The organism is Streptococcus mitis (genome assembly GCF_009496155.1).
Lineage (GTDB): Bacteria > Bacillota > Bacilli > Lactobacillales > Streptococcaceae > Streptococcus > Streptococcus mitis_BQ.
The window spans coordinates 24,526-43,997 of the sequence record NZ_WIJP01000011.1 but is presented as its reverse complement, the minus strand read 5'-3'; the positions used below and the strand labels follow the sequence as shown (position 1 = coordinate 43,997).

19 protein-coding genes are annotated in these 19,472 nt (G+C 40.9%); 18 read left to right on the top strand and 1 reads right to left on the bottom strand.

From position 1 onward, the window contains the following. The first annotated feature begins 121 nt into the window (after positions 1-121). From rpsF to GEZ84_RS07690, 11 genes are all read left to right on the top strand, one after another. Positions 122-412 (top strand): 30S ribosomal protein S6, encoded by a 291-nt coding sequence (gene rpsF, locus GEZ84_RS07740; protein WP_001151786.1) that lies wholly within the window; start codon positions 122-124, stop codon positions 410-412. Positions 413-423: 11 nt separating this feature from the next. Further along, positions 424-894: a single-stranded DNA-binding protein SsbA gene (gene ssbA / locus GEZ84_RS07735; protein WP_153224105.1), complete on the top strand. Its 471-nt coding sequence runs from the start codon at positions 424-426 to the stop codon at positions 892-894. Positions 895-925: 31 nt separating this feature from the next. Further along, positions 926-1,165, top strand: a complete 240-nt coding sequence (gene rpsR, locus GEZ84_RS07730) for a 30S ribosomal protein S18 (RefSeq protein WP_000068664.1) — start codon at positions 926-928, stop codon at positions 1,163-1,165. Between the two features lie 267 nt (positions 1,166-1,432). Beyond that, complete coding sequence (locus tag GEZ84_RS07725; RefSeq protein WP_153224104.1) at positions 1,433-2,833, top strand: bifunctional Cof-type HAD-IIB family hydrolase/peptidylprolyl isomerase; 1,401 nt, start codon at positions 1,433-1,435, stop codon at positions 2,831-2,833. A gap of 1 nt (position 2,834) precedes the next feature. Next, positions 2,835-3,197, top strand: a complete 363-nt coding sequence (locus GEZ84_RS07720) for a S1 RNA-binding domain-containing protein (RefSeq protein WP_000689604.1) — start codon at positions 2,835-2,837, stop codon at positions 3,195-3,197. Positions 3,198-3,249: 52 nt separating this feature from the next. Then, positions 3,250-3,999: a tRNA1(Val) (adenine(37)-N6)-methyltransferase gene (locus GEZ84_RS07715; RefSeq protein ID WP_153224103.1), complete on the top strand. Its 750-nt coding sequence runs from the start codon at positions 3,250-3,252 to the stop codon at positions 3,997-3,999. After that, complete coding sequence (locus tag GEZ84_RS07710) at positions 3,989-4,285, top strand: GIY-YIG nuclease family protein (RefSeq protein ID WP_153224102.1); 297 nt, start codon at positions 3,989-3,991, stop codon at positions 4,283-4,285. The genes GEZ84_RS07715 and GEZ84_RS07710 overlap by 11 nt, the downstream gene beginning before the upstream one ends. 270 nt (positions 4,286-4,555) lie before the next feature. Then, a complete protein-coding gene (locus tag GEZ84_RS07705) occupies positions 4,556-5,491 on the top strand; it encodes a manganese-dependent inorganic pyrophosphatase (RefSeq protein WP_153224101.1) in 936 nt (311 codons plus the stop codon). Positions 5,492-5,577: 86 nt separating this feature from the next. Further along, the gene (locus tag GEZ84_RS07700; protein WP_153224100.1) at positions 5,578-6,090 is read left to right on the top strand and encodes a YiiX/YebB-like N1pC/P60 family cysteine hydrolase; all 513 of its coding nucleotides are present in this window, start codon (positions 5,578-5,580) and stop codon (positions 6,088-6,090) included. Then, positions 6,074-6,724, top strand: a complete 651-nt coding sequence (locus GEZ84_RS07695) for a DUF1803 domain-containing protein (RefSeq protein ID WP_153224099.1) — start codon at positions 6,074-6,076, stop codon at positions 6,722-6,724. Before GEZ84_RS07700 ends, GEZ84_RS07695 begins: the two co-directional genes overlap by 17 nt. Before the next feature lie 101 nt (positions 6,725-6,825). Further along, positions 6,826-7,017 carry a CsbD family protein gene (locus GEZ84_RS07690; RefSeq protein ID WP_000051182.1) on the top strand — a complete coding sequence of 64 codons (192 nt, stop codon included), beginning with the start codon at positions 6,826-6,828 and terminating at the stop codon, positions 7,015-7,017. A gap of 48 nt (positions 7,018-7,065) precedes the next feature. Here GEZ84_RS07690 and GEZ84_RS07685 read toward each other — a convergent pair whose 3' ends face one another. Further along, entirely contained in the window at positions 7,066-8,511 is a 1,446-nt protein-coding gene (locus GEZ84_RS07685) for a UDP-N-acetylmuramoyl-L-alanyl-D-glutamate--L-lysine ligase (RefSeq protein WP_153224098.1), read from the bottom strand. A 105-nt stretch (positions 8,512-8,616) separates the two neighbouring features. On the opposite strand from GEZ84_RS07685, the gene GEZ84_RS07680 reads away from it, so the two are divergent. From GEZ84_RS07680 to GEZ84_RS07650, 7 genes are all read left to right on the top strand, one after another. Further along, complete coding sequence (locus GEZ84_RS07680) at positions 8,617-10,242, top strand: putative polysaccharide biosynthesis protein (RefSeq protein ID WP_153224097.1); 1,626 nt, start codon at positions 8,617-8,619, stop codon at positions 10,240-10,242. Between the two features lie 192 nt (positions 10,243-10,434). Beyond that, the gene (locus GEZ84_RS07675) at positions 10,435-12,393 is read left to right on the top strand and encodes a peptide ABC transporter substrate-binding protein (RefSeq protein ID WP_153224096.1); all 1,959 of its coding nucleotides are present in this window, start codon (positions 10,435-10,437) and stop codon (positions 12,391-12,393) included. Positions 12,394-12,706: 313 nt separating this feature from the next. Then, positions 12,707-13,162 (top strand): hypothetical protein, encoded by a 456-nt coding sequence (locus GEZ84_RS07670; RefSeq protein WP_153224095.1) that lies wholly within the window; start codon positions 12,707-12,709, stop codon positions 13,160-13,162. 165 nt (positions 13,163-13,327) lie between these two features. After that, positions 13,328-14,422: a cystathionine gamma-synthase gene (locus GEZ84_RS07665; RefSeq protein ID WP_153224094.1), complete on the top strand. Its 1,095-nt coding sequence runs from the start codon at positions 13,328-13,330 to the stop codon at positions 14,420-14,422. A 7-nt stretch (positions 14,423-14,429) separates the two neighbouring features. Beyond that, positions 14,430-15,596 carry a PatB family C-S lyase gene (locus tag GEZ84_RS07660; protein WP_153224093.1) on the top strand — a complete coding sequence of 389 codons (1,167 nt, stop codon included), beginning with the start codon at positions 14,430-14,432 and terminating at the stop codon, positions 15,594-15,596. A 103-nt stretch (positions 15,597-15,699) separates the two neighbouring features. Next, complete coding sequence (locus tag GEZ84_RS07655) at positions 15,700-18,798, top strand: DEAD/DEAH box helicase (RefSeq protein ID WP_153224092.1); 3,099 nt, start codon at positions 15,700-15,702, stop codon at positions 18,796-18,798. Between the two features lie 47 nt (positions 18,799-18,845). Then, complete coding sequence (locus GEZ84_RS07650; RefSeq protein WP_153224091.1) at positions 18,846-19,463, top strand: cystathionine gamma-synthase; 618 nt, start codon at positions 18,846-18,848, stop codon at positions 19,461-19,463. The last annotated feature ends 9 nt before the right edge of the window (positions 19,464-19,472 follow it).

The window sequence follows — 19,472 nt, the reverse complement described above, 5'->3', positions numbered from 1 at the left end:
GTATTTCAGAGTTTTTACTTGCGTAAAAAATTGTTTTCTAGTATAATAGTTTATTGTGAGCGAACCTCACTTACCCCTTGCAAAGTCTTGGGGTCATTAGACCAAAAGGAGGAACATATCAATGGCTAAATACGAAATTCTTTATATCATTCGTCCAAACATTGAAGAAGAAGCTAAAAACGCTTTGGTAGCACGTTTTGACTCTATTTTGACTGACAACGGTGCAACTGTTGTTGAATCAAAAACTTGGGAAAAACGTCGTCTTGCATACGAAATCCAAGATTTCCGTGAAGGACTTTACCACATCGTTAACGTTGAAGCAAACGACGATGCAGCTCTTAAAGAGTTTGACCGTCTTTCAAAAATCAACGCTGACATTCTTCGTCACATGATCGTCAAGACTGACGCGTAAGAAGGTAAACTATGATTAACAATGTTGTACTTGTAGGGCGTATGACACGTGATGCTGAGTTGCGTTATACCCCATCAAATGTAGCAGTTGCGACTTTTACTCTTGCAGTAAACCGTACATTTAAGAGTCAAAATGGCGAACGTGAGGCTGATTTTATCAATGTCGTTATGTGGCGCCAACAGGCTGAAAACCTTGCTAACTGGGCTAAAAAAGGCTCGCTTATCGGGGTGACAGGTCGTATCCAGACTCGTAGTTACGATAACCAGCAAGGACAACGTGTCTACGTGACAGAGGTCGTGGCTGAGAATTTCCAAATGTTGGAAAGCCGTAGTGTGCGTGAGAGTCATACAGGTGGAGCTTACTCTGCACCAACTGCAAGCTATTCAGCACCTACAAATTCAGTACCAGACTTTTCACGTGATGAAAATCCATTTGGAGCAACAAATCCATTGGATATTTCAGATGATGATTTACCATTCTAATGGACAACTAAAATTATAAAGGAGAAAAAACATGGCTCAACAACGTCGTGGCGGATTCAAACGCCGTAAAAAAGTTGATTACATCGCAGCAAACAAAATTGAATATGTTGATTACAAAGATACTGAGCTTCTTAGCCGTTTCGTTTCAGAACGTGGGAAAATCCTTCCTCGTCGTGTAACAGGAACTTCAGCTAAAAACCAACGTAAAGTAACAACAGCTATCAAACGCGCTCGCGTAATGGCTTTGATGCCTTTCGTAAACGAAGATTAAAGAAAAGACCCGGTTGGGTCTTTTTTTCACGAGCCTTGAAATGAAAGAGCGAGTTGGATCCAGCGGACCTCTTTTTCAGACCCCAACGGGTCTTTTTTTCACTAGTTCTGGAATGAGAAGTCGAGTTGAATTTGGCTGGACTTTTCCATAAACAATTATTTTATTCTCATCCAAGGAATTACAATAAAAACTGGAAGCTTTTTGAAAATAGGGGATTTAGCTACTTTATGGTATAATGGAAAGAGTTAGATTGAAAGAGGTAGTGAGATGGATGCCAAATTAAGATACAAGGCAAAAAAGATTAAGATTGTCTTTTTTGATATTGATGATACATTGAGAAATTCCAAGACAGGTTTTATTCCAGCTTCAATCCCAACTGTTTTTAAGCAATTACGTGAGAAAGGAATTTTGACAGGTATTGCTTCTGGACGGGGGATTTTTGGTGTCGTGCCAGAGATTCGTGAACTCAAGCCTGACTTTTTTGTAACTTTGAATGGGGCTTATATCGAAGATAAAAAAGGTCAGGTCATTTATCAACATCAGATCGAGAAGTCAGATGTTGAGGAGTATATCTCTTGGGCTAAGCAAGAAGGAATTGAGTATGGTTTGGTTGGGAGTCATGATGCCAAGTTGTCGACTCGCACCGATATGATGAGTGAAGCTATCAATCCAATTTACCCCGACTTAGATGTAGATCCAGATTTCCATGAGAAAGAAGACATCTATCAGATGTGGACTTTTGAAGATAAGGGAGATGACTTGCACTTGCCTGGCAGTCTCGCTGATAAACTTCGCATGGTTCGTTGGCATCAACATTCTTCTGATATTGTGCCGATTTCAGGTTCTAAAGCAAGGGGTGTGGAAAAGGTTGTGGAACATCTTGGCTTGAAACCAGAGAACGTCATGGTCTTTGGAGATGGGCTCAATGACTTGGAACTCTTTGATTATGCTGGAATCAGTGTAGCAATGGGAATTTCTCATGATGAAATCAAAGAAAAAGCTGATTATATTACAAAAACACTAGAAGAAGATGGTATTTTTGATGCCTTAGAAGGATTTGGTATGGTAGAAAAAGAATTGCATTTCCCACAAGTAAACATTGAAACAGTAGAAGGTCCTATCGCTACTATTAAGACCAATCACGGAGACTTGCGTATCAAGCTCTTCCCTGAACATGCTCCTAAAACAGTGGCTAACTTTGTAGCTCTTTCAAAAGATGGTTACTATGATGGTGTTATTTTCCACCGTATTATCAAGGATTTTATGATCCAAGGTGGAGATCCAACTGGTACTGGTATGGGTGGCGAGTCCATCTACGGCGAATCATTTGAGGATGAATTCTCAGAAGAACTTTACAATATCCGTGGTGCCCTTTCCATGGCTAATGCTGGTCCAAATACCAACGGCAGCCAGTTCTTTATCGTGCAAAACCAACACCTGCCTTATTCTAAGAAAGAAATCGCTCGTGGTGGTTGGCCAGAACCGATTGCGGAAATCTATGCAGAGCAAGGAGGAACTCCTCACTTAGACCGCCGTCACACTGTATTTGGTCAGCTAGCTGATGAAGTTTCTTACGCTGTCTTGGATGCTATTGCTGCTGTTGAGACAGGGGCCATGGACAAGCCAGTTGAAGATGTTGTGATTGAAACAATTGAAATCGAGGACTAAGATGAAAATCGGTGATAAGCTAAAGGGGCGTATTACAGGGATTCAGCCCTACGGTGCCTTTGTTGAGCTAGAGACGGGTGATACGGGGCTGATTCACATTTCAGAGATTCGGACAGGGTTTATTGAAAATATCCAAGAAGCCTTGAAAGTCGATGAAGAGGTTCAGGTTCAGGTAGTGGATTTAGATGAATTTACAGGGAAAGCCAGCCTTTCTATCCGCACTTTGGAGGAAGAAAAGCACCAGTTTCCGAGACGGCGACGCTTTTCAAGCGACCGTTTTAACTACGGCTTTGCTCCTCTCAAACGAATGATGCCAATTTGGACTAAGGAAGCCCTTCAACATTTGAAGAAGCAGAAGCACTAGTTAGAAATCTCTATCTTTTGTAATGTTAATATAAATTTGCTATAATAAGACCATGGAAGAAGAACAATTATTAAAATCAGGGGAGCGCATTAACCAGCTCTTTTCGACAGATATCAAAATCATTCAAAATAGAGAGGTTTTTAGCTATTCGGTGGATAGTGTTCTCTTGTCACGCTTTCCACGTTTCCCTAAGAAGGGATTGATTGTGGATTTCTGTGCTGGAAATGGAGCAGTGGGGCTATTTGCTAGCACTCGGACTCAGGCACAGATTTTGGCTATTGAGATTCAGGAGCGTTTGGCGGATATGGCTGAACGCTCTGTCCGTTTGAATGGTTTGGAAGAGCAGATGGAGGTCATCTGTGATGATTTGAAAAATATGCCTGCTTACATCCAGGGAAGTAAGGTGGATATGATTTTGTGTAATCCACCCTATTTCAAGGTGGATCCTCATTCAAACTTAAATGAGAGCGAGCATTACCTTTTGGCGCGCCACGAAATCACAACCAATTTAGAGGAAATCTGTCGTAGTGCCCAAAGTATTCTCAAGTCTAATGGGCGTTTGGCCATGGTTCATCGTCCTGATCGACTTTTAGATATATTGGATACGTTACAACGGCATAATCTAGCCCCTAAGCGTCTGCAATTTGTCTATCCAAAAAAGGAAAAGGAAGCCAATATGCTCTTGATTGAAGCTATTAAGGATGGCTCGACAAGTGGTTTTAAGGTCTTACCACCTCTCATTGTGCACAATGATGATGGTTCATATACACCTGAACTCGAAGAGATTTATTATGGATTATAAGGCTTATATGTATGTGCTGGAGTGTCGTGATGGTTCCTACTATACGGGTTATACGACTGACGTGAGAAAACGCCTCGCTGTCCACAATAGTGGGAAGGGAGCCAAATATACGCGAGCACGCTTGCCAGTCAAACTTATCTATGCTCAAGGTTTTGCCAGTAAGGAAGAAGCTATGTCGGCAGAAGCCCTTCTCAAGCGTAAGAAGAGGCCACAGAAGGAAAGATTTTTATCTGAAAATCAAGATAGAAATTTACTCATACTCAATGAAAATCAAAGAGTAAACTAGGAAGCTAGCCGTAGGTTGCTCAAAGCACTGCTTTGAGGTTGTAGATAAGACTGACGAAGTCAGCTCAAAGCACTGTTTTGAGGTTGTGGATAGAACTGACGAAGTCAGTACCCATACCTACGGCAAGGCGAAGCTGACGTGGTTTGAAGAGATTTTCGAAGAGTATCAGTTATTTTGAAGAATCGTGAGGAGCCCTTTGACTCCTCTTGCTTTTGTCAAAAAGCGAAAAAAATGCTACAATAAAGAGAATAAACAAAATGAGGTATTATCATGTCTAAGATTCTAGTATTTGGTCACCAAAATCCAGACTCAGATGCCATCGGGTCATCTGTAGCCTTTGCCTACCTTGCAAAAGAAGCTTATGGTTTGGATACGGAAGCTGTTGCCCTTGGAACTCCAAATGAAGAAACAGCCTTTGTCTTGAACTATTTTGGTGTGGAAGCACCGCGTGTTATCACTTCTGCTAAAGCAGAAGGAGCAGAGCAAGTTATCCTGACTGACCACAATGAATTCCAACAATCTGTATCAGATATCGCTGAAGTAGAAGTTTATGGTGTTGTAGACCACCACCGTGTGGCTAACTTTGAAACTGCAAGCCCACTTTACATGCGTTTGGAACCAGTTGGTTCAGCGTCTTCAATCGTTTATCGTATGTTCAAAGAACATGGTGTAGCTGTACCTAAAGAGATTGCAGGTTTGATGCTTTCAGGTTTGATTTCAGATACCCTTCTTTTGAAATCACCAACAACACACCCAACAGATACAGTTATTGCTCCTGAATTGGCTGGATTAGCTGGTGTAAACTTGGAAGAGTATGGTTTGGCTATGTTGAAAGCTGGTACAAACTTGGCTAGCAAATCTGCCGAAGAATTGATTGACATCGATGCTAAAACTTTTGAATTGAACGGAAATAATGTCCGTGTTGCTCAAGTAAATACAGTTGACATCGCTGAAGTTTTGGAACGTCAAGCAGAAATTGAAGCTGCAATGCAAGCTGCTAACGCAGCAAACGGTTACTCTGACTTTGTCTTGATGATTACAGATATCGTCAACTCAAACTCAGAAATCTTGGCTCTTGGTGCTAACATGGACAAGGTTGAAGCAGCCTTCAACTTCAAACTTGAAAACAATCATGCCTTCCTTGCTGGTGCTGTTTCACGTAAGAAACAAGTGGTACCTCAATTGACTGAAAGCTTTAATGCTTAAGATTTTGGTTGTCAGTTCAAAATAGGAAAGTTTAGTTTGAATTATATCGAAAGGAGTTTCGGCTCCTTTTTTTCTAGGAGTGAAGCATGTTAGTAAATGGCGATTTGATTTTTGTGAGAGATGAGTCAGATATGGGACAGGCCATCCAGACTTCCACAGGTAACTATAACCATGTTGCCATTTATTTGGATGGGATGATTTACCACGCTAGTGGACAGGCTGGTGTAGTCTGTCAGGAACCTGCATCCTTCTTTGAGCCCAATTACTTGTACGACCTCTATGTTTACCCAGAAATGGATATCCAGTCTGTGAAGGAAAAAGCTTGTAAACATCTGGGAGCTCCTTACAATGCTTCTTTCTATCCAGATGGAGAAGGTTTTTACTGTTCCCAGTATATGGCAGAAATCCTACCGATTTTTGAAACCATGCCTATGAAATTTGGAGATGGGGAGCAGGAGATTAGTGATTTTTGGAGGGAATATTACAGAGAACTAGGTTTGCCTGTCCCTCTAAACCAAGCTGGGACCAATCCTAGTCAGTTGGCAGCATCGCCTCTGTTAGAATGTAAAGAAAGGAATCTTCATGATTCAGATTTTTAATCCATCTCGTTTGACGAGACAGCCATTTTTTGGAGAATTGATCCGCTATCTGGACCAGCATGATGATGTGATTTTACGGGAAATTAAGGCTCAATTTCCAGATGTGGCAGTTGATAAACTCATGGAAGAGTATATAAAGGCAGGCTTGATTCGTCGGGAAAATAAGCGTTATTACCTTAATCTTCCCATGCTTGAATCACTAGATAGTCTTGAACTGGATCAAGAGATTTTTGTCAGCGAAGCTAGTTCGGTCTATCAAGCCTTGTTGGAGCAGACTTTTGGGACGGAATTGCGCAATCAAACCAATGCTGCTATTTTAGTTGAAAAGACAGACTTTGCGAGATCAAAAATGACTCTTTCCAATTATTTCTACAAGGTCAAACATCAGTATCCTTTGACAGAAAAACAGCAGGATCTCTATGACATTTTGGGAGATGTCAATCCTGAGTATGCTCTCAAATATATGACGACTTTTTTGTTGAAATTTCTCAAAAAAGACCAGCTTATGCAGAAACGCCGTGATATCTTTGTGGACAGTTTAGTTGTCCTAGGTTATATTGTCCAAAATGAAGATGGAAAGTATGAGTTGGCTATCGATTTGGATAAGGAAAGATTAACTTTCTACTTGGCCTGATTTCTTGTTTCTGAGCACATTGTTTGACTTTCCTTAGTATTCGGTATAAACTATATGTAACCGGTAACACATATCGGAATAAAATTAAAGGAGACAATCATATGTCACTTGAAAACAAATTGGAACAAGCAACAGGCGCTATCAAAGAAGGATTTGGTAAAGTTACTGGAGATGGTAAGACTGAAGCAGAAGGTGCTGTAGAAAAGACAGTTGCTAAGGCAAAAGAAGTAGTTGAAGATGCTAAAGGTGCTGTAGAAGGTGCCGTTGAAGGTTTGAAAAACGCTTTTAAATAAAAATAAAAAAAATCAAGGGTTTCGTTTCCCTTGATTTTTTTACGATCCTTATAAATAATTTTCTGCTACGGCTGCATCTCCTAGATAGGCTTCTTTTTTGCCTTGAACGATTTGGTAGCAATCGGCTCCCTTACCAGCAATTATAACTGCATCTAATTCGTGATTTGTGATAGCCATCGCTGCCTTGATAGCTTCTTGGCGATCTGCAATTTTTTCAACAGGATGATTGATGTAGCTACTAATTTCATCTGCAATGGCCATTGGGTCCTCATAGTTGGGGTCATCAGCAGTCAGAAAGACTTGAATCTCAGGATGTTGATTAAGGAGGAGGCCAAAGTCCTTACGACGGCTTTCTCCTTTATTTCCTGTCGAACCCAGAACCAGAGCAATTTTTCCAGTTTGATGAGTTTCAACCACATTGATGAGTTTTTTCAGACTGTCACCATTGTGGGCATAGTCGATGAAGACCTTGGCTCCATTTTTCTGCGTGAGGACTTCCATACGACCAGGAACGCGGGTTGCAGCGATACCTTTTTTGATGTCCTCAAGACTAGCTCCGAGACGGAGGCAAGCAAGTCCAGCAGCAACGGCATTTTCTTGATTGAAGTAGCCAATGAGTTGGATATCATAATCTCCAGCGAGTTTACCTGTAGCTGAAAAGCTAAAGGCTTTGGAATTCTCGATTTGGTTATCAGATTGGCTACCATAGAAATCATGGTCTTGATCTGCCACTTGTTCTTTCAAGACAGAGAAGTGATCCATGTCACTGTTAATGATGACTGCTCGGCTATTTTCCATCAAGAGACGCTTGTGGTAGAAGTAGTCTTCAAAGCTAGGGTGTTCAATCGGGCCGATATGATCTGGAGTGATGTTAAGAAAGACTCCTACATCAAAGGTCAGACCATAGACTCGATGGACTAGATAGGCTTGACTAGAGACTTCCATTACGAGATGGGTTCTTCCATTATTAACAGCTTGAGCCATCATGTCAAAGAGGTCGATATTTTCAGGTGTTGAGAAGGAAGATTTAAAGAAAGTCTTGCCATCCAAAGTCGTATTCATGGTCGATAAGAGGGCGGTTGGGTAGCGTTGAGATAGGATATTGTAAGCAAAGTAAGCTGCTGTTGTTTTACCCTTAGTACCAGTAAAGGCAAGGAGTTTGAGTTTTTCCTGTGGATTGCCATAAAATTCCATGGCAATCAAACTCATGGCTTTCTTTATATCGTTCACAATGATGACAGGGATGCCGACTTCGTAGTCCTTTTCAGCCACATACCAAGCTAAGCCTTGCGTTATAGCAGAAAGAAGGTATTCTTTTTTAAAGGCAGCACCTTTTGCAAAAAAAAGAGTGTCTTTTTTTACTTTTCGGCTGTCGTAACTAATGCTATCAAAAACAACTGTGCTGTAGTTATAGTGGTAATGACCTTGGTCAATAATCTCACGGAAGAGACCATCTTTCTTTAAAATATCTAATACAGTTTCAATCTTTATCATACTTTATATTATAAACTTCAAGTCTGAATTTTACAAGTGACAAGGAAAAGTTTATAATGGAAGATGAGGAATTTTTCCTAGTTATTAAAATCAAATGAGGAATCTATGTCGCACGAAAACAATCACCAGCAGGCCCAGATGTTACGGGGGACTGCTTGGCTAACGGCTAGTAACTTTATCAGTCGCCTACTCGGGGCTATTTATATTATCCCTTGGTATATCTGGATGGGGTCTTATGCGGCTACAGCAAATGGTCTCTTTACTATGGGCTACAATATCTATGCTTGGTTCTTGCTGGTTTCAACAGCAGGGATTCCAGTTGCGGTGGCTAAGCAAGTGGCTAAGTACAATACCATGCGAGAAGAAGAGCATAGCTTTGCCCTGATTCGGAGCTTTTTAGGCTTTATGACAGGACTAGGTCTGGTTTTTGCTTTAGTCTTGTATGTCTTTGCTCCTTGGCTAGCAGATTTGTCGGGTGTAGGGAAAGACCTGATCCCAATCATGCAGAGCTTGGCTTGGGCGGTCTTGATTTTCCCATCTATGAGTGTTATCCGAGGTTTCTTCCAAGGAATGAGTAACCTGAAGCCTTATGCCATGAGTCAAATCGCTGAGCAGGTTATTCGTGTTATCTGGATGCTTTTAGCAACCTTTATCATTATGAAGCTCGGTTCAGGAGACTACCTAGCAGCGGTTACCCAATCTACCTTTGCTGCCTTTGTGGGAATGGTAGCTAGCTTTGCTGTATTGCTTTATTTCCTCTATGAAGGAGGAATGCTTCAAAAAGTCTTTGAAACACGAGATAAGATTGATAGCAAACACCTGTTAATGGATACCATTAAGGAAGCCATTCCTTTTATCCTGACAGGGTCTGCTATCCAGCTCTTCCAGATTTTGGATCAGATGACCTTTATCAATAGTATGAGTTGGTTTACCAACTATAGTAATAAAGACTTGGTTGTCATGTTTTCTTATTTCTCAGCCAATCCTAATAAAATCACTATGATTTTGATTTCTGTTGGGGTTTCGATTGGGAGTGTAGGTTTGCCACTTTTGACTGAAAACTATGTCAAGGGGGACTTGAAGGCAGCTTCTCGTCTGGTTCAGGACAGCATTACCATGCTTTTCTTATTCCTGCTACCAGCAACGGTTGGAGTGGTCATGGTAGGAGAACCTCTATATACAGTCTTCTATGGCAAGCCAGATAGTTTGGCCATGGGCTTGTTTGTCTTTGCAGTTTTGCAGTCTACTATTTTAGGCTTGTACATGGTCTTGTCTCCCATGCTTCAAGCCATGTTCCGAAATCGTAAGGCAGTTCTCTATTTTATCTATGGTTCCATTGCAAAGCTGGTCTTGCAACTTCCAACCATCGCTCTCTTCCACAGTTACGGGCCTTTGATTTCTACAACAATCGGTCTCATTATTCCTAATGTCTTGATGTATCGGGATATTTGTAAGGTAACAGGTGTCAAGCGCAAGGTGATTTTAAAGCGAACCATTTTAATCAGTTTGTTGACACTTGTTATGTTCATCAGTGTAGGCGCTATCCAGTGGATACTGGGATTTGTCTTCCAACCGAGTGGACGTTTGTGGAGTTTCCTATATGTAGCTCTTGTCGGTGCCATGGGGGGAGGAGTTTACGGATTCTTGAGTCTTCGTACCCGTTTATTGGATAAGGTGATTGGAAAAACCCAAGCAGATCGCTTACGAGCAAAATTAAGAATTTCTCAATAATTTTTTTATAAATAAAAGGGATAATTTGAACATTTCTATCATGAAATGCTTAAATTATTCTCTTTTTTATTATTTTGTAGAATAATTTCTATAGTTTGTAGATGTAAGGTTTAATTTTTTTAAAAAATCTATTGACTAATTAAAATCCGAGTTGTATAATAAGACAAATATTTAAATCAGGAGGTTCTGGAGATGAAAAAGTCTAAGGCCAAGTATGCAGCACTTGCAGGTGTCGTTTTAAGTGCAGGTATTTTATTAAGCGCGTGTGGAAGTTCTAGCACGGCGTCAAAAACATATAACTATGTTTACGTAAGTGACCCATCAAGTTTGAACTATCTAGCGGAAAACCGTGCAACAACCAATGATATCGTGGTTAATTTGGTAGATGGGCTCATGGAAAATGACCAGTACGGAAACTATATTCCATCCTTGGCAGAGGATTGGAGTGTATCCAAGGATGGTTTGACCTATACCTACAAACTGCGTAAAGATGCTAAATGGTATACTGCAGATGGAGATGAATATGCTCCTGTAACTGCCCAAGATTTTGTAACTGGTTTGAAATATGCAGCAGATAAAAAATCCGAAGCCTTGTACTTAGTGCAAGAGTCCGTTGCTGGTTTGGATGACTATATTAATGGTAAAACAAGCGACTTTTCAACTGTCGGAGTCAAGGCTCTTGACGACCAAACGGTTCAATATACCTTGACACGACCAGAATCTTACTGGAACTCAAAAACAACTTCAACCATTCTCTTCCCAGTCAATGCTGATTTCTTGAAATCAAAAGGGGATGATTTTGGGAAGGTAGATCCATCTAGTATTTTGTACAATGGACCTTTCTTGATGAAATCCTTTGTTTCAAAATCTGTTATTGAATTCAAGAAAAATCCGAATTATTGGGATGCTAAAAATGTCTTTGTGGATGATGTGAAATTGGCCTATTATGATGGTAGTGACCAAGATGCACTAGCTCGTAACTTTGTCGAGGGAGCTTATAGTTATGCTCGCCTTTATCCAAATAGTTCAAGCTTTGAAGGAATTAAAGAAAAGAATAAGGACAATATCATCTATAGCTTGCAAGATGCTACTTCTTACTTCTTAAACTTTAACCTAGATAGAAAGTCTTATAAATTCACTTCCAAGACAAGTGATGCTGAAAAGAAATCGACTCAAGAAGCAGTTCTGAATAAAAACTTCCGTCAAGCCATTAACTTTGCCTATGACCGTACAGCTTACGGGGCTCAATCTCAAGGCGAGGATGGTGCAACTAAGATTTTGCGTAACCTAGTCGTTCCTCCAAACTTCGTAAGTATCAATGGCAAAGACTTTGGTGAAGTAGTAGCCTCTAAGATGGTCAACTATGGTAAAGAATGGCAAGGAATCAACTTTGCGGATGCCCAAGATCCATACTACAATGCTGAAAAAGCCAAGGCTAAATTTGCTGAAGCTAAGAAAGAACTCCAATCCAAAGGAGTCCAATTCCCTATTCACTTGGACATGACAGTTGACCAAGCTGCTAAAAAGGGTGTCCAAGAGGCAAATTCTATGAAACAATCTATTGAAGCAGCCTTAGGTGCAGATAACGTTGTAATTGATATTCAACAACTCTCCACTGAAGACTATGATAGTACAAGCTATCTGGCTCAGACTGCTGCTCAAAAAGATTACGATCTATATAACGGTGGTTGGGGTCCTGATTACCAAGATCCTTCAACTTACCTTGATGTCTTTAACGTTAATTCTGGTGGTTTGATGCAAAATCTAGGTTTAGAGCCAGGTCAAGCCAATGACAAGGTCAAGGCTGTTGGACTGGATGTCTACACTCAAATGTTGGAAGAAGCTAACAAGGAACAAGATCTTGCAAAACGCTATGAAAAATATGCTGAGATTCAAGCTTGGTTGGTAGATAGCGCTTTAGCAATTCCAAATGTTTCTAAGGGTGGAACACCAGTATTGAGAAAAACTGTTCCTTTCTCAGAACCATATTCATTAGCTGGTAATAAAGGTATCGAATCCTATAAATACCTCAAAGTACAAGATAAGACAGTCACAAAAGATGAATTTGAAAAAGCTAAAGAAAAATGGTTGAAAGAAAAAGAAGACTCTAATAAAAAAGCCCAAGAAGAATTGGCAAAACATGTCAAATAAGGATTTTTCAAGAAAAACGATGGTTTCGAAGGAAACTGTCGTTTTTTTATAGAGTGACGACAAATTTGGAAGAAAAGTTCTTACACTTTTAGATTATTTATTAGAATTATGATATAATAAATATGATAAAAGTTGTGAGAAGCTATTTTGGAAGGGCTCTCATAGCTAGTTGAAGCATACATAGATTAAATTGATTTTATAGGAGGGATGCCATCTACTATAAAAGTAAGATAAAATGCAATAATTGATAAGTTCTTCTTTTGTGTGAAGAGTTCTTATTTGCCTATTTACTAATAGTTATGGAGGTAATATCATGGGCGCTATTATGGAGTTTGCAACAGAAAAACAGATTGCATCATTTCTCTCAACTTGTCATATCGAGGGACAAAAGAATTTTCTGATGGTCTTTAAGAAAAAGACATGGTTGAAATCTTTTATTGATTTTTTCATTATAGGAGGTAGTTACTATGTTCAGTCGAGTGTGAATCCTAAGATTCTGGCATTCACATCTAAGGGTATCTACTTGATGGACATCAGTGATGTAATTGAAAATCGTTCTAATCAAGTCATAGAGATTCCATGGAATCAAGTCAAAGATTTTACTTATAAGAAAGTCTTGAATACAGTTAGGCTGAACTGGCACTATCAAAATGAAGACTATATTTTTTCCGTGGATGTCGGTCAGATTAGTCAGCGTGTGGGCCAGTATCAATTTAATAAAGACCATTATGACTATTTAGCCCAACACGATTTCTTTCAGCCGAAATAAAACCCTAGCTATCATCCTCACAAAAGAATCTGGAAGCTTTTCTGGATTCTTTTTAGCTTTACTTGATAAGTATATAGTTTGAAACTATAACTAGCTCTTGAAAAGAAGAAAATGAGTTGATGAAAATAAGTGGTACAATAGTTACTATAGATTTGGAGGAATTGTATGAGCAAGGAATTACACATTAACACAATTTTGGCCCAGGCGGGTATTAAGTCAGATGAAGCGACAGGTGCATTGGTGACACCGCTTCATTTTTCAACGACCTATCAGCATCCAGAGTTTGGTCGATCTACTGGGTTTGACTATACACGCACTAAAAACCCAACTCGTAGTAAGGCTGAGGAAGTCTTGGCAGCTATTGAGTCAGCAGACTATGCCCTAGCTACTAGCTCAGGAATGTCAGCTATTGTACTGGCCTTTAGCGTCTTTCCAGTAGGAAGTAAGGTCTTGGCGGTGCGTGACCTTTATGGAGGTTCTTTCCGCTGGTTTAATCAAGTGGAGCAGGAAGGCCGTTTCCATTTTACCTATGCCAATACAGAAGAAGAGTTGATTGCCGAGTTGGAGAAGGACGTGGATGTTCTCTATATCGAAACACCAACCAATCCTTTAATGTTGGAATTTGACATCGAAAAGCTAGCAAAATTGGCCCATGCTAAGGGTGCCAAAGTGGTGGTGGACAATACCTTCTACAGCCCTATCTACCAACGTCCGATTGAAGATGGAGCAGATATCGTTCTCCATTCAGCAACCAAGTATCTAGCAGGGCACAATGATGTCTTGGCTGGAGTGGTTGTGACCAATAGTTTAGAACTATACGAGAAGCTTTTCTACAATCTCAATACGACAGGGGCAGTCTTGTCTCCATTTGATAGTTATCAATTGATTCGTGGTCTCAAGACCTTGTCTCTTCGTATGGAACGTTCAACAGCCAATGCCCAAGAAGTGGTTGCATTTTTGAAGGATTCTCCAGCAGTTAAGGAAGTTCTCTATACGGGTCGTGGGGGCATGATTTCCTTTAAGGTAGCGGATGAAACACGCATTCCGCATATCTTGAACAGCCTAAAGGTCTTCTCTTTTGCGGAAAGTTTGGGCGGGGTAGAAAGTCTTATTACTTATCCAACGACTCAAACTCACGCTGATATTCCAGCAGAAGTGCGCCATTCTTATGGTTTGACAGATGACCTCTTGCGTTTGTCAATTGGGATTGAGGATGCTAGAGATTTAATTGCAGATTTGCGCCAAGCCTTGGAAGGATAAGACAAAGATGGGAAAATATGATTTTACAAGCCTGCCCAATCGTTTAGGGCACCATACCTATAAATGGAAAGAAGCAGAAACGGATAGTGAAGTCCTACCAGCTTGGATAGCGGATATGGACTTTGTAGTCTTGCCTGAAATCCGCCAAGCCGTGCAGACTTACGCTGATCAACTGGTTTATGGCTATACCTATGCCAGTGAAGAGTTAATTAAAGAAGTTCAAAAGTGGGAAGCCACACAACACGGTTACCACTTTGACAAAGAGGCTCTTGTCTTTATCGAGGGTGTGGTACCAGCTATCTCAACAGCTATTCAAGCCTTTACAAAAGAAGGCGAGGCGGTTTTGATTAACACACCTGTCTATCCACCCTTTGCACGCAGTGTCAAGCTGAACAATCGCAGATTGATTACTAATTCTTTGGTGGAAAAGGATGGTCTGTTTGAGATTGACTTTGATCAACTTGAAAAGGATTTGGTGGAAGAAGATGTCAAACTTTACATTCTCTGCAACCCTCACAATCCTGGTGGACGTGTGTGGGAAAAAGAAGTCTTGGAAAAGATTGGCCAACTCTGCCAGAAACACGGTGTTTTCTTGGTTTCGGATGAGATTCACCAAGATTTGGCCCTCTTTGGTCACAAGCATCATTCCTTCAATACCATCAACCCTGACTTTAAAGAATTTGCTATCGTCTTGAGCAGTGCCACTAAAACCTTTAACATCGCTGGGACAAAAAATTCCTATGCCGTCATTGAAAATCCTAAGTTGAGAGTGGCTTATCAGAAACGCCAGTTGGCTAATAATCAGCATGAAATTTCAGGTTTGGGTTATTTGGCGACAGAAGCTGCCTATCGATACGGTAAAGATTGGTTAGAGGAACTCAAGCAAGTCTTTGAAGACCACATCAATTATGTGGTGGATTTATTTGGAAAAGAGACTAAAATCAAGGTCATGAAACCACAAGGAACCTACTTGGTTTGGCTTGATTTTTCAGCCTATGACCTGACTGATGAAAGATTGCAAGAGCTTTTGAGAAATGAAGCCAAGGTTATCCTCAACCGTGGTTTGGATTTTGGGGAGGAAGGAAGTCTCCATGCCCGCCTCAATGTAGCTATGCCTAAATCTCTGCTGCAAGAAGTGTGTCAGCGGATTGTGGATACTTTTGCCAAACTTTAAAAATCGTTATAAAAATCCAGCCTTCTAGGAGAAAGTCTTCTTGGAAGGCTATTTTCATAGGTGAAAATATGGTATAATAAAAGGATAAGGTACAGGTAAGAATATGGCTAAATTGATTCCGGGGAAAGTCCGTATCGAAGGCGTTGCCCTTTATAAAACTGGTAAGGTTGACATCATCAAGGAAAAGAACAATCGGCTCTATGCTCGTGTTGCAGAAGAAGAACTGCGCTATAGTTTAGAGGATGATTTGGTTTTTTGTTCCTGTGATTTTTTCCAAAAGAGGGGCTACTGTGTTCATTTGGCAGCGCTAGAGCATTTTCTAAAAAATGATGAGCGTGGTCAGGGAATCTTGCAGGGGCTGGAAGAAGGTCATGAAGAAAAAGAGGCTGTTGAAACCAAGGTGACCTTGGGTGGCAAATTTTTAGAACGAATCTTGTGTCCAAAATCAGACCGCTCCTATGAGTTGTCGGCTGTCGGTCAGGTGGAAGCAGGAACCAATCATATCTTGTGGACCCTGAGAATCGGGCAAATTAATAGTCAAAAATACTATGTCATTCGGGATATTCCACTCTTTTTAAAAGTTATCGAGCAGAGAAAGCCTTATATGATTGGGAAAACCTATGAGGAATCCTTATCTTGGGAAACCTTTGATGAGGCTAGCCAAGAACTATTGATGTTCTTGCGGGGACTAGTGGAGGAAGGACTGGTTCCAGACCTCTTTTTCCAAAACCAAGGTCGGCACCTCTTTTTTCCTCTGACTTTTTTTGAGCAGGGTGTGAATTTACTGATGACCTTGCCCCATTTTCAATTTGACCACCAAGTGGATAGCTACCAGACCCTGCTTTTTCAGGATTTGCATGCTGATGCCAATCTCTTTGCCTTTACAGTAACAGAATATTCGGATTATTTTGAAATGGAAATCAGTGAGAGTCCAAGGGTAAATGTCTTTTATCAGGGATCTGTGTTGTTTCATAAAGGACAGGTTTATTTTCTAAGAGACCAGCAGATGCGTCTTCTCAAGGAAATCAAAGCGCTGTCTGTGGATCAACATGGAAAGAAATATCTGCAATTTGATAGCAGTGACCGAGATAAGTTAGCTTCTTGTTTAACTCTTTTTAGCAAGATAGGCACCGTTTCAGCTCCAGAACGTCTACAAATCAAATCCTTTGCGTCCTCTTTTTACTTTGATAGGGAAGAGGACAATCGGATTCGTTTAGAAATTCAGTTTGATTATGGAGACAGGAAGGTATCTAGCAAACAGGAACTAGAAGAATTACCATTTTCTAGTGATTCTGACGTAGAAGAAAGAATTTTCCAAGCCTGTTTGGTAGCGGGTTTTGAAGCAGATTTTCAATCTTGGCGTCAGGCCTTAAAAGCGGAGTCTGTCTATCATTTCTTCCATGAAATCATTCCAGTCTTTGAAAAACTCGGGAATGTTGACCTATCAGACAAGCTAGAAGAACTTTATAGTTTAGCAAGCCCTCAAGTGCAGATTGCCTCCAAGGGAGGTCTCTTGGAAATTCAGTTTGATTTTCAAGATATTGCCCAGGAGGAAATTGAGCAAGCCATGCAGGCCTTGGTTGCCAACAAGGATTATTACATTGATTCCTCCAATCAAGTCTACTTTTTTGATGAAGAAACCAAGAAAATTCGCCAAAATTTACAGGAATTGGGGCAGTTTGAATTAAAAGATGGGGCCATGCAGGCTCGGAAATCCTTGGCCTACAGTTTAGCTCATCTTTTTGAAGGGCGAGACCGTGTTTCTTTTTCACAGGAATTCCAGAATCTGGCTCAGGATTTGACGCATCCAGAGGACTTTCCTAGACAAGCAACTCAGGTTCAGGCTGACTTGCGAGATTATCAGGAAAAGGGAATCGGCTGGCTGCAGATGCTCCATCATTATGGTTTTGGTGGGATTTTAGCTGATGATATGGGATTGGGGAAAACCCTGCAGACCATTGCTTTTTTGACCAGTCAAGTGACAAAAGAAAGTCGGGTTTTGATTCTCGCTCCGTCAGGTTTGATTTACAACTGGGCAGATGAGTTTCAGAAATTTGCCCCGCAGTTGGATGTGGCTGTTGTTCATGGCTTGAAAGCTAGTCGTGAAGAGATTCTTGCCGAGAGCCATCAAATCTATGTGACGAGCTATGCTACCTTTAGACAAGATAGCAATCTTTATCAAGGCATGACCTTTGACTTCCTTTTCTTAGATGAGGCTCAGGTCATGAAAAATGCCCAGACTAAGATTGCCCAGACCTTGAGACAATTTGTGGTGCCGTCAGTTTTTGCCTTATCAGGGACTCCTATTGAAAACCATCTGGGTGAGTTGTGGTCTATTTTCCAGATAGTCATGCCAGGACTTTTGCCAAGCAAGAAAGAATTTATGAAATTGCCAGCAGAGCGAGTGGCTCAGTTTATCAAGCCTTTCGTGATGCGACGTAAGAAAGAAGAAGTTCTGACTGAATTGCCAGATTTGATTGAAGTAGTTTATAAGAATGAACTGGAAGACCAGCAAAAGGCTATCTATTTAGCCCAGTTGCAACAGATGAGGGACCGTCTGGTTCAAGTTTCAGACCAGGAATTCCAACGAAGTCGTGTGGAAATCTTGTCTGGTCTGATGCGCTTGCGCCAAATCTGTGACACCCCTGCCCTCTTTATGGAAGATTATCAGGGAGCCAGTGGCAAACTGGATAGTCTTCGAGACCTGCTGGTCCAGGTGGCAGACGGTGGACACCGAGTCTTGATTTTCTCGCAGTTCAAGGGAATGTTGGAAAAAATTGAACAAGAACTACCAGACTTGGGTATGACATCCTTTAAAATTACGGGCTCAACCCCAGCCAAGGAAAGACAAGACATGACCAAGGCCTTTAACCAAGGGGAAAGAGATGCCTTTCTGATTTCCCTCAAAGCTGGTGGTGTCGGTCTGAATCTGACAGGTGCTGATACGGTTATCTTGGTTGACCTTTGGTGGAATCCTGCGGTGGAAGCGCAAGCTATTGGCCGTGCCCATCGGATGGGGCAGGAAGAAATGGTTGAGGTTTATCGCTTAGTGACCAGGGGAACCATTGAAGAAAAAATTCAGGAACTCCAAGAACAAAAGAAACATCTGGTGTCACAAGTATTGGATGGAACAGAGTCACGTGGCAGTCTGACCCTAGCAGAAATTAGAGAAATTTTGGGAATTTCTGAAGCCAGCACTTGAAAAATCAAGACAATACGCTATAATGAAGTGTTGAAAGGAAATAGAAAATGAAACAAGAACGATTTCCATTGGTGTCAGATGACGAGGTCATGTTGACTGAAATGCCAGTCATGAACTTGTATGATGAGTCTGATCTGATCAGTAATATCAAGGGTGAGTATCGAGATAAAAATTATTTAGAATGGGCTCCTATTGCTGAAGAAACACCAGTCAAACCGATTGAAAAGCAAGTAGAGAAACCTAAGAAGGCTGGGTTAGGGGTTAAAAAAGAAGGAAAGAGCTATGCGGAGGTAGCGCGTGAAGAAGCGCGTGCAGATTTGAAAAAGAAACGCTCGGCAAGTTATCTGACTAAGGATATTACTCCTACAAGACGCCATTCTCAGCCAAGTTTGGTTAGGCAGGGCAATCAACCTACCGCGCCTTTCCAAAAGGAAAATCCTGGTGAATTTGTCAAATATAGTCAAAAATTGACCCAGTCTCATTACATCTTAGCGGAAGAAGTGAAATCTATCTCTACCAAGAATGAAGAGGTAGCAGCACCTGCTCCAAAGAAAAATAACTATGATTTTCTGAAGAAGAGCCAAATCTACAATAAAAAGAATCAACAAAAAGAACAAGAACGTCAGGTTGCCCAAGAGTTGAATCTGACTAGAATTACAGAATAGGGGAGGAAA

Coding starts and splice junctions, on each gene's coding strand:
- rpsF (WP_001151786.1), top strand. CDS start 122: ATGGCTAAATACGAAATTCTTTATATCATTCGTCCAAACATTGAAGAA.
- ssbA (WP_153224105.1), top strand. CDS start 424: ATGATTAACAATGTTGTACTTGTAGGGCGTATGACACGTGATGCTGAG.
- rpsR (WP_000068664.1), top strand. CDS start 926: ATGGCTCAACAACGTCGTGGCGGATTCAAACGCCGTAAAAAAGTTGAT.
- GEZ84_RS07725 (WP_153224104.1), top strand. CDS start 1,433: ATGGATGCCAAATTAAGATACAAGGCAAAAAAGATTAAGATTGTCTTT.
- GEZ84_RS07720 (WP_000689604.1), top strand. CDS start 2,835: ATGAAAATCGGTGATAAGCTAAAGGGGCGTATTACAGGGATTCAGCCC.
- GEZ84_RS07715 (WP_153224103.1), top strand. CDS start 3,250: ATGGAAGAAGAACAATTATTAAAATCAGGGGAGCGCATTAACCAGCTC.
- GEZ84_RS07710 (WP_153224102.1), top strand. CDS start 3,989: ATGGATTATAAGGCTTATATGTATGTGCTGGAGTGTCGTGATGGTTCC.
- GEZ84_RS07705 (WP_153224101.1), top strand. CDS start 4,556: ATGTCTAAGATTCTAGTATTTGGTCACCAAAATCCAGACTCAGATGCC.
- GEZ84_RS07700 (WP_153224100.1), top strand. CDS start 5,578: ATGTTAGTAAATGGCGATTTGATTTTTGTGAGAGATGAGTCAGATATG.
- GEZ84_RS07695 (WP_153224099.1), top strand. CDS start 6,074: ATGATTCAGATTTTTAATCCATCTCGTTTGACGAGACAGCCATTTTTT.
- GEZ84_RS07690 (WP_000051182.1), top strand. CDS start 6,826: ATGTCACTTGAAAACAAATTGGAACAAGCAACAGGCGCTATCAAAGAA.
- GEZ84_RS07685 (WP_153224098.1), bottom strand. CDS start 8,511: ATGATAAAGATTGAAACTGTATTAGATATTTTAAAGAAAGATGGTCTC.
- GEZ84_RS07680 (WP_153224097.1), top strand. CDS start 8,617: ATGTCGCACGAAAACAATCACCAGCAGGCCCAGATGTTACGGGGGACT.
- GEZ84_RS07675 (WP_153224096.1), top strand. CDS start 10,435: ATGAAAAAGTCTAAGGCCAAGTATGCAGCACTTGCAGGTGTCGTTTTA.
- GEZ84_RS07670 (WP_153224095.1), top strand. CDS start 12,707: ATGGGCGCTATTATGGAGTTTGCAACAGAAAAACAGATTGCATCATTT.
- GEZ84_RS07665 (WP_153224094.1), top strand. CDS start 13,328: ATGAGCAAGGAATTACACATTAACACAATTTTGGCCCAGGCGGGTATT.
- GEZ84_RS07660 (WP_153224093.1), top strand. CDS start 14,430: ATGGGAAAATATGATTTTACAAGCCTGCCCAATCGTTTAGGGCACCAT.
- GEZ84_RS07655 (WP_153224092.1), top strand. CDS start 15,700: ATGGCTAAATTGATTCCGGGGAAAGTCCGTATCGAAGGCGTTGCCCTT.
- GEZ84_RS07650 (WP_153224091.1), top strand. CDS start 18,846: ATGAAACAAGAACGATTTCCATTGGTGTCAGATGACGAGGTCATGTTG.